Source organism: Arthrobacter sp. TmtSoilC51 (genome assembly GCF_055388015.1).
This window is the reverse complement of sequence record NZ_AP035877.1, coordinates 2,250,693-2,265,258: the sequence shown is the minus strand read 5'-3', so window position 1 is coordinate 2,265,258 and position 14,566 is coordinate 2,250,693. Positions and strand designations below refer to the sequence as shown.

The 14,566-nt window shown below is 60.5% G+C and carries 12 protein-coding genes; 6 read left to right on the top strand and 6 right to left on the bottom strand.

The annotated features are described in order from the left end of the window. Position 1 precedes the first annotated feature (1 nt). Positions 2-1,201, bottom strand: coding sequence for an MFS transporter (locus ACZ5G6_RS10330; RefSeq protein ID WP_498691259.1), 1,200 nt, complete (start codon positions 1,199-1,201; stop codon positions 2-4). Between the two features lie 612 nt (positions 1,202-1,813). Here ACZ5G6_RS10330 and ACZ5G6_RS10325 point away from each other — a divergent pair. The 4 genes from ACZ5G6_RS10325 to ACZ5G6_RS10310 all read left to right on the top strand — a co-directional run bounded on the left by ACZ5G6_RS10325 (position 1,814) and on the right by ACZ5G6_RS10310 (position 5,297). Then, the gene (locus ACZ5G6_RS10325) at positions 1,814-2,617 is read left to right on the top strand and encodes a 3-keto-disaccharide hydrolase (RefSeq protein ID WP_498691255.1); all 804 of its coding nucleotides are present in this window, start codon (positions 1,814-1,816) and stop codon (positions 2,615-2,617) included. A gap of 154 nt (positions 2,618-2,771) precedes the next feature. Beyond that, entirely contained in the window at positions 2,772-3,497 is a 726-nt protein-coding gene (locus ACZ5G6_RS10320; RefSeq protein WP_498691253.1) for a TolB family protein, read from the top strand. A gap of 4 nt (positions 3,498-3,501) precedes the next feature. After that, complete coding sequence (locus tag ACZ5G6_RS10315; RefSeq protein ID WP_498691251.1) at positions 3,502-4,512, top strand: Gfo/Idh/MocA family protein; 1,011 nt, start codon at positions 3,502-3,504, stop codon at positions 4,510-4,512. Next, positions 4,509-5,297, top strand: coding sequence for a heme-degrading domain-containing protein (locus ACZ5G6_RS10310; RefSeq protein ID WP_498691250.1), 789 nt, complete (start codon positions 4,509-4,511; stop codon positions 5,295-5,297). The genes ACZ5G6_RS10315 and ACZ5G6_RS10310 overlap by 4 nt, the downstream gene beginning before the upstream one ends. Positions 5,298-5,612: 315 nt before the next feature. Here the strand turns inward: ACZ5G6_RS10310 and ACZ5G6_RS10305 are convergent, their stop codons facing one another. The 3 genes from ACZ5G6_RS10305 to ACZ5G6_RS10295 all read right to left on the bottom strand — a co-directional run bounded on the left by ACZ5G6_RS10305 (position 5,613) and on the right by ACZ5G6_RS10295 (position 8,414). Further along, positions 5,613-6,761, bottom strand: coding sequence for an alpha/beta hydrolase (locus ACZ5G6_RS10305; RefSeq protein WP_498691249.1), 1,149 nt, complete (start codon positions 6,759-6,761; stop codon positions 5,613-5,615). 201 nt (positions 6,762-6,962) lie between these two features. Next, entirely contained in the window at positions 6,963-7,163 is a 201-nt protein-coding gene (locus ACZ5G6_RS10300) for a hypothetical protein (protein WP_498691247.1), read from the bottom strand. A 12-nt stretch (positions 7,164-7,175) separates the two neighbouring features. Then, positions 7,176-8,414, bottom strand: a complete 1,239-nt coding sequence (locus ACZ5G6_RS10295) for a multidrug effflux MFS transporter (protein ID WP_498691245.1) — start codon at positions 8,412-8,414, stop codon at positions 7,176-7,178. Positions 8,415-8,554: 140 nt separating this feature from the next. Here ACZ5G6_RS10295 and ACZ5G6_RS10290 point away from each other — a divergent pair, with 140 nt between their 5' ends. Together ACZ5G6_RS10290 and ACZ5G6_RS10285 are read left to right on the top strand one after the other, a co-directional pair. Then, complete coding sequence (locus ACZ5G6_RS10290) at positions 8,555-9,433, top strand: helix-turn-helix transcriptional regulator (protein ID WP_498691244.1); 879 nt, start codon at positions 8,555-8,557, stop codon at positions 9,431-9,433. An 83-nt stretch (positions 9,434-9,516) separates the two neighbouring features. Beyond that, positions 9,517-10,056: a cyclophilin-like fold protein gene (locus tag ACZ5G6_RS10285; RefSeq protein ID WP_498691242.1), complete on the top strand. Its 540-nt coding sequence runs from the start codon at positions 9,517-9,519 to the stop codon at positions 10,054-10,056. Between the two features lie 660 nt (positions 10,057-10,716). Here ACZ5G6_RS10285 and ACZ5G6_RS10280 read toward each other — a convergent pair. Next, entirely contained in the window at positions 10,717-12,963 is a 2,247-nt protein-coding gene (locus ACZ5G6_RS10280) for an alpha-L-rhamnosidase-related protein (protein WP_498691241.1), read from the bottom strand. A gap of 272 nt (positions 12,964-13,235) precedes the next feature. Beyond that, positions 13,236-14,507 carry an ABC transporter substrate-binding protein gene (locus tag ACZ5G6_RS10275; RefSeq protein ID WP_498691239.1) on the bottom strand — a complete coding sequence of 424 codons (1,272 nt, stop codon included), beginning with the start codon at positions 14,505-14,507 and terminating at the stop codon, positions 13,236-13,238. Positions 14,508-14,566: the final 59 nt, after the last annotated feature.

Genomic DNA, 14,566 nt, shown 5'->3' with positions numbered 1-14,566 from the left:
CTCAGCGCGTCGGTGTAACCACCCGATCCCTATCCGGTTGCTCCATAGATGCTGATTTTCTTCGGGCGCGATCAATTTTCGCTAGGAGAATTAGTGGAATGATGAGGAGCACAGCAAAGACGGTGCCTACAACCGGGATGGCGGAGGTGCCGCTTTCATTGATGGCCTGCGCGGTGACCCAGCTCCCACCAGCAGTTCCCACGTTGAACATAGAGGTGCTTAGGGATGTGGCCAAGGTGGGTGCCTTCTTGGCGTAGCGAACGGCCAAGGACATCAGCACAGGGTTTGTTCCCATGCCTGCAAGCCCTGCCAGGCCCAGCAACAAAATCGCCGGAATAGCCAAAGTCGACAAGAAACAGAGGAGACCCAGGGCGGCTACGACGACCGCACCTCCCAGGAGTGCAGTGGCGTAGGGCGCGCGGTCGCCGAACCGGCCGCTGCCGAGGGACCCGAGTAGGGAGCCCACCCCAAATACAGCGAGTCCCATGGGCAGGACATCCGTTGTGACTCCCGCAGATTCGCTCAGGAGCGGCGCGATAAAGGCATAGGTTGAAAGCACGGCGGCATTTATCAGCGCACACGCCAGCAGAAGCAGCCAGAGACGCCAAGTTCGTATGTCAGCCAACTGTGTACGCAGGGACGTATGACCGGCTTCAGGTCGACCTCCAGGAACGAAGCGGGCCAAGACTGCTGCTGCCAAGACCGCGAGGATTGCCAGGACCCAGAACGGACCCCGCCACCCTGCCATTTGGCCGGCCATGGATCCCAGCGGAACACCGACAACTGTCGCTAATATGCCTCCGCTCACAACGTACCCCATGGCTCGTGCACCGGCCCCCGGGCCGGCTACGCGCGCGGCGACGGCTGCCGCAATGGACCAGAAAGCCCCGGTTGCCAAGGCAGTGCCGAACCTAGCCACGAGAATAGCCGGCAAGTCGGACGCAGATGCAACGACCAAGTGTCCGGCCGCGAAGACCAACAAGACTAGAACCAGAGTCGTTCGCTGGGGAATCTTGGCGGTGGCCAACGCAACCAAAGGGGCTCCGATCATACCCACCGCAAAGGCAGTGACTAGAAGGCCAGCATCGGCAATGCCGATACCCAGTTCTGCGGCGATATCGGGCAAAAGACCAACCACGACGAATTCAGAGGTCCCCATCAAGAAGGTCCCGAGGGCAAGGAGCGTGACTAGGAACGGCATGCGTTGACGAGTACGTGAGGAAGTGGCCGAAATCACGGAATGCCTTTCATGAGGTCAAGATTCCAAAAAATCCCACTATGCGGGAATTCTTATCTTACACGAGCCATTGCCGCCGCGCCTTTCCCTGCGGTATCAGCCATAGGCCCTACCAGCCTCGCTAGTCCCAGCACCCAGCTAGGGGCTTCCCACCACCCGGGCACAAGCACCCGGCGCCCAAGACTCGGCAGGTCGACTCAACCTACCCACGAGGGAAGAAGGTCCCGAACATACCGCCGAAACACCAGCCGCATCTTTGTCGCAAGTACGCAAGGCCGGCGAGTGCCGGGTGTTGACGAGAACACCCTTCACGACTCGAGCCGGCCGCCCAACTAGGCGGGTGCTCGATAACAAGCGACGGCGGAAGATCCTGCGGGCAGGTCACTTCCAGGCAGCAATCCGTTCGAACTCCGCATGCGTCAGCCCGACGAGTTGTCCATGGCATCGCATTCCGTCAAGCGCCCGTCCCCAGACCTGGCTCGCCCATCCGACTCCAGATGTCATGGACTCGTCACGCTCAAACGCAGGCTCCACAAGGCCGTATCGGTGTTTTTTCGACAGACAGACAACTTTTGCTTGACGAATGGCATAGAGTACCCCGGCGGTCCGGCTATCTCGGAACGCTTCGCCGCTTTGGGCCTGACCCCACAAGCAGAACCGGAAGAGCACCCTGCCCGGTGGTTCGCCGAAGACGGGGTCCTCATCGGCGAACAGGACACCCCCGGCAGTGGCTACGGCGGCTACTTAGTGACCGAGCAGGCTTACGGCGACTTTGAGTTGCTGATGGAGATGCGTCCCGATTGGCCCGCAGACACGGGTGTGATGCTGCGGCGTCGGCCGGACAGCTGGGAAGGCTTCCAGGTCCTCGTCGACCATCGACCTTCGGGCGGTATCGGGGGCTTCTTCGGCAACGGGCTGGCAAGTTTCTCTGCCGTTCCGTTCGCAGTGGACGTTGCCACCGACGACGACGGCCGGCCAGTGGGGCTGGTAGCCGACTATCCGGAGACCTCCGTGGAACCCGTTACGGAGGAAAAGCGGGCCCGCTTGGCGTACGCGGCCGACGTCGAAGATTTCCTCAACGTCTGGCGCTGGGACGACTGGAACGAGCTCCGGATCCGCTGTGTAGGTGCGCTCCCGGTGATCAGCACCTGGATCAACGGACTCAAGATCGCCGAGCTGGATACCGCGACGCTGAATTCTCCGAATTACAACCCCACGGACGTCCTGGGGGTGCTCGGCGAACGCGGGCACATCGCCCTCGAAGTGCACGACAACGACGCCATGTTCGGCGAAGCCCGCTGGGGCAAGGGTGCACAATGCCGCTGGCGCAACATGCGCATCAAAGAACTCGACCACGACACAGAAAAGGACACCGCGTGAATCGTATCCTGCCAGCAGGCCAGCGCAGTGAGGTGTGGATCGCGTCAGTGACCGGCGAATCCACTCTGCTCCACTCCACGGATGACGTGCTGCTCGAAGCGCCCAACTGGATCCTCGACGGCAGCTCGTTGGTCCTCAACGGGGACGGGAAGTTGTGGACACTGGAGGTAACCGGCGGTTCTCCGGTGGAGGTCCCGCTGGTGGCGTCCCGGACCTCAATAACGACCATGTCCTGGCACCTGATGGCACGAGCATTTTTCTTTCGGCAAACGACGGCCACATCTACCGCGCCTTACTTTCCGGCGGCCCGGCGACGCGTATCACCGAGGACGACGGCTCCTTCCACTTCCTCCACGGTGTCAGCCCGGACGGCAAGGAACTCGCTTACGTGGGCATTGAGTCGGGCGACTTCACGCAGCCGGGCCGCCTCATGACCGTAGCGTCCGACGGCGGTGCTGCCGCCCGCTTAGATGTCGGTTCCGGCCACTGCGACGGTCCGGAATACTCGCCGGACGGGAAGTGGCTCTACCTGAACACCGAGTCCTTCACCTCGGCACCCGGCCACGCACAACTGGCCCGGATCAGGGTTGACGGCAGCGGTTTCGAGCGGCTGCTTGAGTCCGATGCCGTCGACTGGTTCCCGCACCTCTCCCCCGACGGCCGCTACGCCACGTACATCCGTTTCCCCAGCGGAACGGAAGGCCACCCCGCCGACTTGCCTGTCGCCGTCGTACTCGTTTCCACCGCGGACTGGACCACGCCGCTCCACACATGGCCGCTGTTTGGCGGCCAAGGTACCCTCAACGTCAACAGCTGGTCGCCGGACTCAACGCACTTTGCGTTCGTGGCATACCCAATTTCTGACTCCACAAAGGACTAAGCACGTGACACTCAGCAATGGCACCTCAGACGGAACGATCCGCTGGGGAATCGTCGGCACCGGCTTCATCGCCGGCCTCCAAACGCAGGACCTGAAGGAGAATGGCTTCACGGTGCAGGCCGTGGGGTCCCGTTCGCTGGACTTGAGCACGGCGTTCGCCGAACAACACGGCGTTGCCACCGCGCATGGCAGTTATGAGGACCTGGTAGCTGACCCGCTGATTGACGTGGTGTATATCGCCACGCCGCACCCGTTCCACCATGCGAATGCACTGCTGGCCCTGAATGCGGGAAAGCACGTGCTGATAGAGAAGTCGTTCACCATGAACGCCCGCGAAGCGCAGGAAATTGTTGACCTGGCCGAATCCAAAGGACTCGTCGCCCTCGAAGCCATGTGGACCCGGTTCCTGCCGCACATGATCCGCATCCGCGACATCATCGCATCCGGCACCATTGGTGAGGTCCGCAAGGTGGTGGCCAGCCATAACCAGAGCCTCCCCCAGGATCCCTCGCACCGGCTCAACGACCCCGCGCTGGGCGGCGGAGCGCTGCTGGACCTGGGCATCTACCCCATCTCCTTCGCGTTCGATATTCTCGGCACGCCAGCCACGATCCGGGCAAGTGCCTCCATGTCCGCCACCGGCGTGGACCGGCAGACCGCGGCTATCTTCGAATATGCCAATGGCGCTCAAGCTCTGGTGGATTGCGAGCTCGACGCTGCCAGCGCCAACCGGGCCATGGTGATCGGGACCGACGGCTGGATCGACATCGAGCACACTTGGTACAACCCGGTGCCTTTCACTGTCCATGCCGTTGATGGAACCGTTGTTGAGCGGTATGACCGGCCGGTCGGCAGCCGTGGGATGCAGTTCCAAGCTGCTGAGCTGGAGCGCCTGGTTCGGGATGGTTCCACTGCCGGGACCATTCTTCCGCCTGCCGAGACCGTGGCCATTATGGCCTCGATGGATGAGATTCGCCGGCAGATCGGTTTGAGCTATGAGGCGGACGCACAATGACCGACTCGCCGCGCCTCGCCGAGCTACGCCAGCAGGAAGAGGAACTGGTCTTCGCTTCATTCGATCACCATGACGCCTGGCGCTTGGGTTCCCTGATCGCCAACCACGCCATCTCGTCCGGGTTTGGCGTGGCAATTGATATCCGCAGGCACAACATCGTGCTCTTCCGCTGTGTCCTTCCAGGCGCAACTTCGGACCAAGAGGAATGGATCCGCCGTAAGTCCGCGTCGGTGCTGAGGTTTGAGCACAGCACAGCATTGTTGTCGGAGGACTTCGCCGCGCGCGGCCACAGCCCTGTAGGTGGCGGCTGGCTCGCCCATGCGGACTACACCCTGGCCGGCGGTTCGTTCCCGATCCGTGTCCGCGGAACCGGCGTGATCGGCGCCATCACGGTGTCCGGGCTGAGCTCGGATGAGGACCACCAGCTGGTGGTGGACGGAATCCGAAACTACCTGAAGACAGTGGGGGGCACAGGCATGAGCTCTATTACCCACACCGTGGTTTTCTCCCTGATCCACGGGCCCGGATCGGCCGAAGAGACAGACTTTCTCACAACGGCGGAACAAACACTCACGGCGATCGACGGCGTGGAGGACTTCTGCGTCAGACGTCAGGTCAGCGCCAAGAGCGATTTGAACTGGCAGTGCTCCATGGTCTTCGCTAACCAGATAGCATACGACGCATACAACAAACATCCTGCCCACGTATCGTTCGTCGCATCCCGGTGGCTGACTGAAGTCGCCGCGTTCCAAGAATACGACTTTGCATCTTGGGGCGCACTGTAGTTGCAGACACTTCCCAGTACATGTCCAACCGCAGTGTTGAAACGGAGTCTGGTTCGGCCCACACGAGATTGAAAGGCTCGTATCGGGCGGAGCAGCCGGTCAAGAGACAAATTGGGTGCTGAGGACAGAGGCGCATTGAAGCTAAGGGCGACCAGCATCAAGCCGCCTAACAGCGAAATGGCAAAATGCCGCCGTCGTGAAATTACGACGGCGGCATCTGCCGGGCCTAGTGAGGTCATCCCCGCCAGCCGGAAGTCCAACTCTCAGTTCAGATCCCGGGAGCGGTTTTCTTGCCTGCAGTCCTTGGGCGACCTGTCAGACCAGCTTCGAGCGGAAGAAGCTCGTGAGCTTGTCGAAGGGGATAAGTCCCGCACGGTCGTAGAGATCAACATGGCCAGCCCCGGGGACAAGAACGAGTTCCTTGGGCCCTGCAGCAAGCCGATAGGCGTTCTCGCTAAACTCACGCGAATGCGCTTGGTCTCCGGTGATGAACATCAGCGGGCGCGGGGATATAAGGTCCATGTCGTTGAAAGGGTAGAACGTCATGAACTTCGTGTTCGTCGCCAGGGCGGGGTGCGTCGTCGTGTTTGGGCACCAACCACGAGCAGTGCGGTAGAAGTCGTAGAACTCCCGGTCCACGTCGGTCGATTCCGGGGTGAGGACCTCAGGAGTGCCGCCGGTGTAGGCGAACTTGCTGCCGTCGAACTCGACGTCCCGTTGGGCCGCGGCCTGCGCGATAACCGCTTTGCGCTGTTCCAGGCTTACGGACTTGCGGAGGCCGTCACGGTTTGCGGCTCCCATGTCGTACATGCTCACCGTGGCGATGGCTTTGATGCGCGGGTCGATCTTGGCCGCACTGAGCACAAAGCTGCCGCTTCCGCAGATGCCGATGGCGCCAATCCGTTCCGTGTCCACGAAGGACCTCGAGCGCAAGTAGTCCACCGCGGCACTAAAGTCCTCGGCGTAGACGTCAGGCGAGACCGCATTCCCGGGTTTCCCGTCGCTTTCGCCCCAGAACGACAGGTCGAAGGACAGTGTGACAAAGCCTTGTTCCGCCATCTTGGTGGCGTATAGGTTGGCGCTCTGTTCCTTCACGGCACCCATTGGGTGGCCAACAACAAGGGCCGGGTTGCTCAGCCGGCGGTCGAGATCGTTCGGGACAAACAAGTTGCCCACAACCTTCATCTGGTACCTGTTCATGAAAGAGATCTTCCGTACAGTGACCTGGTCACTGGTATAGAAGTTGTCCGCGCCGTTAGACGTGTCACCGGGCTCGAGGTCTTTGCGGGATGCGCCAGGTGATGCCGTGGAAGGAGCGGCTGTTGCCATGCCGGTGACACCGGAGAGTCCCAACGCCGTGGCGCCCGCGCCTGTCAGTTTCATCAGTCCGCGGCGTGAAACCTCGTCCCCTGCCAGGCTCGCACGGACTGCAGTTTTCTTGATTCCGTCGGTGTTTGTAGTCATGTCTATGTAATCCTCGTAAAGTGCGCTATCGAATGTCGTTGTTTACTTATGCGTTTCAAGAAGATCACGGTTTACAAACGTGAGGGAGGCCCTGTTAAGAGAGGTACGGGCGGGGCCTCCATCAGCAAATTCCCAGCTCAGGCGCCACATTCTCACAGGATTCACGCCAAAAATACGGTCGTCGTCAACCCCAGGAGCGCCTCAACCGTCGGTGTTGTTCGTGACAAACCAAGCGTCCCGTCCGCAGCTTCCGTCACGTCCCGCATACGGCCGAATCCGCCGTCGAAGTAAGTCTCCGACGTGCAAGGCTTGGCCCACGTTGACGCCTTCGGGTGCAAAGTGCCGCGCAGCGGCCAGGACCAGCCCCGGACCTGCACCGATAATCGCGAGAGTTGTGTCCATGGAATGGCTCGTTCATTTGAGGGGACGTCTAGCGATCGCGAGGCCGACGAAGGCGATCAGAGTACCAGCCACGATCAGGGTAGCCATAGGTACAGCTGTTTGGCTGCCGCCGATCCCGGCGATGGGTGCGGCAACGCCTGCCGCAACCCACTGCGTCATGCCTAGAAGCGCGGAACCTGTTCCGGGGTGTTCCGGAGCTGCCTCCGCGGCCAAAGCTCCGGCGTTGGCGCCGAGAAGACCCTGGGCGACCATCACGGCCAGGAAACAGCACAATGCCGCAAGAAGCGGAGTGCCGAGCCACAGTGCGCTAATCAGCATCACCCCACCAGCAGCGAGGTCAACGACCAAACCCGTCCTGATGATCTTTCGGGTGGACACCCGGCCGGCCAAGCGGGCGGAAATCAAGGCGGTTAAGGCGGCCCCAGCCGCGTTGGCCGCGAAAACTACGGAGTACGCAAGGGGCGAGAGTCCGTTCATCGACTGAAGAACGAAGGCCGAGGTGGCCACGTAGGCGAAGAGGGCGATCATCACCGCTGAGCTGACAATCATGTATCCGACGTACTCACGGTTGCCCAGCAGCGCGCGGGCGGCCCGGACCGAATTGCCCAACCCGCCGTTGTGCCTCCGCTCGCGAGGCAAGGATTCTGGAACGATGAACACCACGCACAGCGCCATCACGATGCCCGTAGCGGCGAGCGCCCAGAAAGCCGTTCGCCAATGAGAGACCTGGAGGATTCCGGCGCCGAGCAGTGGGCTTATAACGGGAGAAATCCCACCGACGCCGGCAACGATGTTCAGCACCCGAACCAGTTGGGACCCCGAAATCAGATCGATGATTATTGCGCGGCCGATCACCATGGCCCAGCCTCCGGCGAAACCCTGGACAAACCGGGCGACCATCATGGCCACTACCGAGGGGGCAAGCGCACAGAACACCGAGGCAACGAAAACCACCAGAGTGCCAGCAAGCAGAGGCCACCGGCGACCACGTTGATCGGAAAACGGCCCGCCGACAAGCTGCCCCAAACCCATCCCCGCGAAAAACGTGGTCAACGTCAGTTGCACTTGGGTTGCGGTCGCACCGAGATCGGCAGACACCATGGGGAACGCGGGAACATACATGTCCGTCGCCAACGGAGCGATGGCCGTAATAAAGATGACGGCGGCAACAAGTGACGCCGAAATCACATTCTTTGAACCCGCGTTTGCCTGTGCACGGTGGAGCCTTGGGTCCACGGCCGCTGTCTTCATGGCACGCCCTTCCGTTGGCGTTTTGGTTAGTTGACTCGTACCTTAACGCAACCAGCCTTCCCCGAAGGAAGGGAGTCCCCCTTGATAGGGGTACTAGGAGGGTCTCCTTGGAACGAGATAAATCACCTAGCGTGTAGCCCATGGATAACCGTGCAGACGTTCGTGAGTTCCTTACCTCGCGCCGCGCCAAGATTTCACCGGGGGAGATGGGGCTGCCCGCCGGTAGCAACCGCCGTGTGGCGGGATTGCGCCGCAGTGAAGTGGCCACCCTTGCTGGGGTGAGCATTGAGTACTACACCCGGCTTGAACGCGGCATCATCAGCGGCGCCTCGCCGGAAATTCTGGATGCGATTTGCCGGGCGTTGAAGCTCGACGACGCCGAACGCGCCCACCTTTTCGATCTCGCCCACGCGGCGAGCCCAGTGGCCCGGCCACCCAAGCGGCGCACCGCCAAGGGCTGGAGCCCGCACACCAGCCTCCAATGGGCTCTGGACGCCGTCACGGGGGGACCTGCTTTCGTCCGCAACGGGCGCATGGATCTCTTGGCCGTCAATGCACTCGCTCGGGCCTTCCACAAGGATGTGTACGACATGCCCGGCCAGCCTCCCAACCTTGCCCGTTTCACCTTCCTTGATGAGCGCGCCCATGACTTTTATCCCGACTGGGATGCGGCCGCTGAGGTAGTGGTTTCCATCCTGCGCACCGAAGCCGGAAGGGACCCGCACAACAAGGAACTCCACGATCTCATCGGTGAACTGAGCACCAGGAGCCAGGAGTTCCGTCGCCTTTGGAGTTCACATAACGTCCGCCACCACGGAGCCGGCAACAAGGTTTTCCACCATCCGGTGGTGGGCGAAATGACCATCGCGTACGAAGGCCTGGAGATGGCTGCCGAGCCTGGCCTCACTCTCACCATCTACTCCGTCGAACCCGGATCCGATTCCGAGCAAGCCATGCGCCTACTTGCGTCCTGGGCTGCCACCGAATACGCCCCGGACACACCGAAGATCATCAACTAAGAGGGCTCCCGGCCAGTGAAAGCAAAACGAAGGAATTCATTACCGGTTGGACGGCCTTTGCTGGCTGAGTTTTAGGAGTGGGAATGGCACAGAAACATCGGAGAGCGAGGAGACTGCGGGCGATGGCCGGCCTGTTGGTGCTGGGGTTCAACATCGCTGCCTGCGAGGGAGCGCCAACAGAGGGCGATGGTGGATCCGCACCTCCCAATCCCGGCACCGGGTCTGGGGCCCAGCGCCCCGCCTCGGCTTCTGACCGTAAGGTGGCCGGAACCGTGGTGCACTTCACGGCAGGCGCCACGGTAGTGAAGGCTGTAATCGACGAAGACACTCCAACGGCGCGTTCCCTCGTGGACATGCTGCCCATGACCCTGCGCTTTTCAGACTTCGGCGGGAGAGAGAAAGTCTCCTCACCTCCGCGCCCCTTCGATTTCATGAGTGCAAAAGGGATGAAACCGGAAGCAGGCGACCTGTTCTCGTACCGGCCTTGGAGCAACCTCGGATTCTTCTACACCGCCGACGATTCAAGCTACTCTGACTCCCTCGTTCGGATCGGGCGGAGCGTAGACATCGACCAGATCATCAAATTGGATGGCCAGGACGTCACTATCGCGATCGCCAAGTAGCTGACTCCAACCGTGCCGTAGAAGGCAGCCACTGCTGTGCCTTCGATGACCAGGTGCCATCTGATCATCTCTACAGCTCGGCACGGGCTACCTCCGCGTCGGCAGTCGTGCGAGCAAGGCCCTCTACGATTCAGGACGCCGGCCAGAGTGGATGAAAAGCTCTTTGGCTCAGGATCCCCAATGACGCTGACGGCATAAGGGCCCGGACCCGGCCACATGATCAGCGTCGATAGGCTCAATCGGCACTCGCCTGAGCTTCCACGCCCCGAGGGCCCGACGGGCTACTAGTCTCGCGGTCCAACAGCATGGACCATTCCCCAGTATGTCAATAGTGGATATCCTGAACTATAAGATTTATTCGAAAGCTCTATGCCGGGCTGCTACGGACCTTGTTGATGCTAGGCGGTGGACCGACCGCCTGGTGGATAGTCGAATCCCAGGGGAGGCAGGATCCAGGAGTCGTCGCGACGTCTACTCAAACCCACAGAGCCAAACCTATCCACGTCAGCTCGTGGCCGGTTTCCGATCCCTACGGTCAGCCCTGGTGAAGATTTCAGTTGGCCCCTTCATCCCGCGGCGAGGTTCGGGCCAGAATGCTGCGGGCGTGCGGATCCGAATGGATCCCGCACACCCGCAGCACCAGCAAGCATTTAACGCTGCTTACAGGACAAACTCATGGCGTCCCTTTGGCGCCAACGTCTCCTTGCCGTTACTCGAAACAAGGATCACCGGCACAGGACTGTCAACCGAGACATCTGATCCGTCCACTTCCACGGTAATGTAGCCATGCGGTGTAGGAACAGCGCCTGAGAGGCGCCCAACAACGCCGGGTTGTGGCGCGATACGCGCTGCGGCGTATCCTGCTTCGGCCGGAGTCACGCCAAGGACGTACCAAACGAGATCCTTGACGGGTGTGGCGCTCCATGCGTGGACGGGGGTTCCCCATCCCCAGCATTCACCGAAAGTGTCATATCCGTCCTTGAGAAACACACTCCACCGGCGGAGCAAGCCTGGGAGGAGTGAAGCCTTCCCGGCCTGCGCGACGGCGTCGTGCACGACGTAGCTGAAGAACGGCTCAGCCATCACCACTTCACGTTCCACGTCCCAATCGATGCGGTAGATTCCCCGCGCTTGGTCCTGTTCTTTCTGCATGTCGTATCCGCCATCGTCGCCCCCAATCCAGGAACGTATGACCACGCTGGACGGGTCAGTTATGACATCAATGATCCGGCCCCATCTCTCCTTCGGCGCGAGACCTGAAACGATCGCTACGGCGCCTGCAGCCTGGGACATCGCCGGCTTTCGCTCACCATCGATGATGTGGTCCACATAGCTTCCCCGGGCATCATCCCAAAAATCCTCGAACCCTGCTCGGGCGCCTTCTAGAAGGTTTTTCGCCCACGTTGCGGACCCTTCGTTGCCCATCCACGATGCCATTTCGGCATATTCGGACAGCCCTCGAGCCCACAGCCCGGTTATGAGGGAGGAACGACCATTCGAGAACACGCTGGACCAGTCGATGAGATTCCACTCAGGAACTTCACTCAGCGTTCCGTGCGAGTCCACAAACGGTTCATACCAGCGCAACACTCGCTCAGCCACCGGTAGGAGCGATCGAAGCGCCGAACGGTCCCCTTCGTGGCGGAAAAAGTTCCAGACGCCGTGTAGCCAATGGAGTGACCAGTCCGGAATTGAATAGGTGCTGTTGTATTCAAACTCTCCAGCAACACTCATCGGCAGCAGACCGTCAGCCCTGGGGGAAGCCGCCAGTTCAAGGTAGTTTCGCGCAAGTCTCCAGTCTTCATTGGCGACCAGATGCACCATTTGGTGGACAACGCCGTCGCCTACCCAAGCTCGTTGCTCACGTGTAGGGCAGTCGGTAAAGGAATCAAAGGAGTTCATGGCAGTGGTGCGGATACCGGCCCTGTACAAAGCGTTCAACTCATCGTCGCTGGAGTGGAACGAGGCTTTGCCGGAGAACGGGTAGTGATACTCGCTAACCGACAATTCGTGGAGCACCACCGGTGCTTCGCCCGGAGGTATAAGCACGAAGATCTGGCGGAGTCCGCTGATCTCCATTGCTTTATAGTGATCGTCGACGCCACGCGTGGTGTAACTGGCACTCGCCCGCGGTGCAGAATCGACCGGTCCAGCCACGAAATCGAAGTCGATATTCTCCTGGTAATAGAGGTCAAGACGAACGCCCTCTGGAGCGTCCACTGCGAATTCCACATGCCCGGCCACGATGCGACCGAAATCGAAAGCCACAACCGTGGCGACGTCCGGCTCTTGCTGAACGGTCAGCGGAAGGGTTGCAGTAGTCGCTTCACCAACAAGCTTCAGCTGATTGATCAATCTATCGGCCGGGTGGTCAGGAAGATCACTCAAGGCCGGCGCGGTGTAGGCCTTGCCCTTGCTCGGAGATACGCGGTCGCCCCCCAGTGCACCGATGCCCCTGGGAAGCATCGGACCATACGGATCGACCGGCGGACGCGATTCTCCAAGACCGCCGTGATGGCTGACCCTAAGTATGTTGGAAGCGGGCCACTCCGAGTCATCGAAATCTTCGGCGACCCACGACGGATCCAGCTCCCTCGCGTCCAGAAGTTCGATCGGGACTCCGTTCATGGCGTCATCCGTCTCAGGCGAACGCCACGCCTTGGACCGGAATGCTTTCCAGCCCTCATTCGTAACAAGCCACTGGTCACCGATCCGCGCCTCCAAGACGAGCTGCGCGTCGCGGCCAACAATCCCCCGCGAGTGCGCCGGCTGCCAGAAAGAATTGGCCTCACCGTAGTACGTTACGAGAACTGCCACGGTGTTGGTTCCCGGCCGAAGGTGGGATGAGATTTCGTATTCGTCATAGCGCAGGCGGCGGGGTTGGGAGCGGATTGGTCCTCGTCCCACTTCGACGCCGTTGACCCACAAAACATACCGGGAGTCTGACGTTAGTCTCAGCGGCACCGGGCCATTCAGTTCACCAACTTCGAACGACTTTCGAAATTGCACTCGCGAGAAGCCTGCATGGGCAAGGTCCGCCCGGCTGCTTCGGTGATGAACCTCTAGATCAACGTCGCTAGGCCCAATCCAACTTCCGTGCCAGCGGAGCCCGGGGAAACTTTGGGTTGTCAATTCTGCCTTCCTAACTTTTTCGGCAATTCAAATCCTGAAATGAAAGATCAAGAACCCTTGTAGGCGCTGTCCATTTGCTTGAGGCCTGATGCGGGATCCGTCTTCCCGGCGAGCATGTCCTGAATGACCTGGAACAGCGTCTGCTGGACACGCGGGTTAGGCCAAGCCGAATCCATGTAAGGGTCGGTCTTACCCTCCTTGTTGTATTCCTGCAGCGCTTCCACGGCTGGGTCAACCTTGAATGCGTCGTTTGCGACAACGGGCAATGCCCTGTTGGTCTCCGCGTAAACGTTCATGCCATCCGGGCTCTGCAGGAAGTTAATGAACTTAATCGCAAGATCCTTGTTCTTAGCTTTGGCGTTTACAGCGTAGGAAGCACTGGCCGCACCGGCCATGCGGGTGTCACCGGCATTGTCCGTTGCTGGTACCGCGAGCAGCTTTAGCTGGGTACCCGGGGCTTGCTTGCTGAGCGCGGCGATTGCTGAACTGGTTTGGACAACGCCAAGAGCCTCGCCCTTTGAAACCATGGAGAGCGTTGCCTCGTAGTCCGTTCCGAGGGGGTTTGCCTGGAAGCAGCCGTTCTTCTGCATCTCAAGGTATTTGTTCATGGCTTCGGACCACTTCGAGTCAGCGAATGAAGCCTTGCCGTTTGCCATGTCATCGGCAAATCCCGGTTCAGGGCCATAGACCAAGGTGGGGGTGAGTGCATATGGGATGAGCTGGGTCACCCAGTTGGTTTGGGCGCCGAGAGCAAAGGCTGTCTTACCTTTGGCCTTGGCCTGCGAACAGAACTGAAGAAGTCCGCTCCACGTAGTCGGCGGTGTCAAGCCAGCCTCGTTGACGGCATTCATGTTGTAGATGGCGCCGATGCCCGAGAAGGTCACCGGAGCGCTGTATGTCTTGCCTTCGAACTGGGTCACGCGCTTGATCCCAGCTGGAACGCTGTCTGCCCATGGTTGACCCGACAGGTCCTCAAGGAAGCCGGCCTTGGCAATGATTTGCGTAGCCAAAGGGTTACCCAGTCCCGGCCAGACAAAGAAGACATCCGGCGCCGTGCCCGACGAAAGCTGTGTGCGTGTGGTGGTTTGGTTCTGGTCGACAGCGGAGGTGGTGTATTTGACGTCGACACCGGGGTTCTTCTCTTTGAACTTGGCGATGACAGCGTCCAGCGCGGCCTTTTCATTGGTATTCGAGGCAATCGTGAGCGTCTTTCCGTCACCACCGCCGGAGGAACTACTGGCTCCGCCACCGCAGGCGCTAAGGCTGAGCGCGGCAGCCAGGCTCACCGATAGGGCCAGAAGGGTCTTCTTGTACATCATGTTCTCCTTTGAACTGCAGTGCATGCTGATTCTGAGCATGCGGTTGCTGGGATACGGTC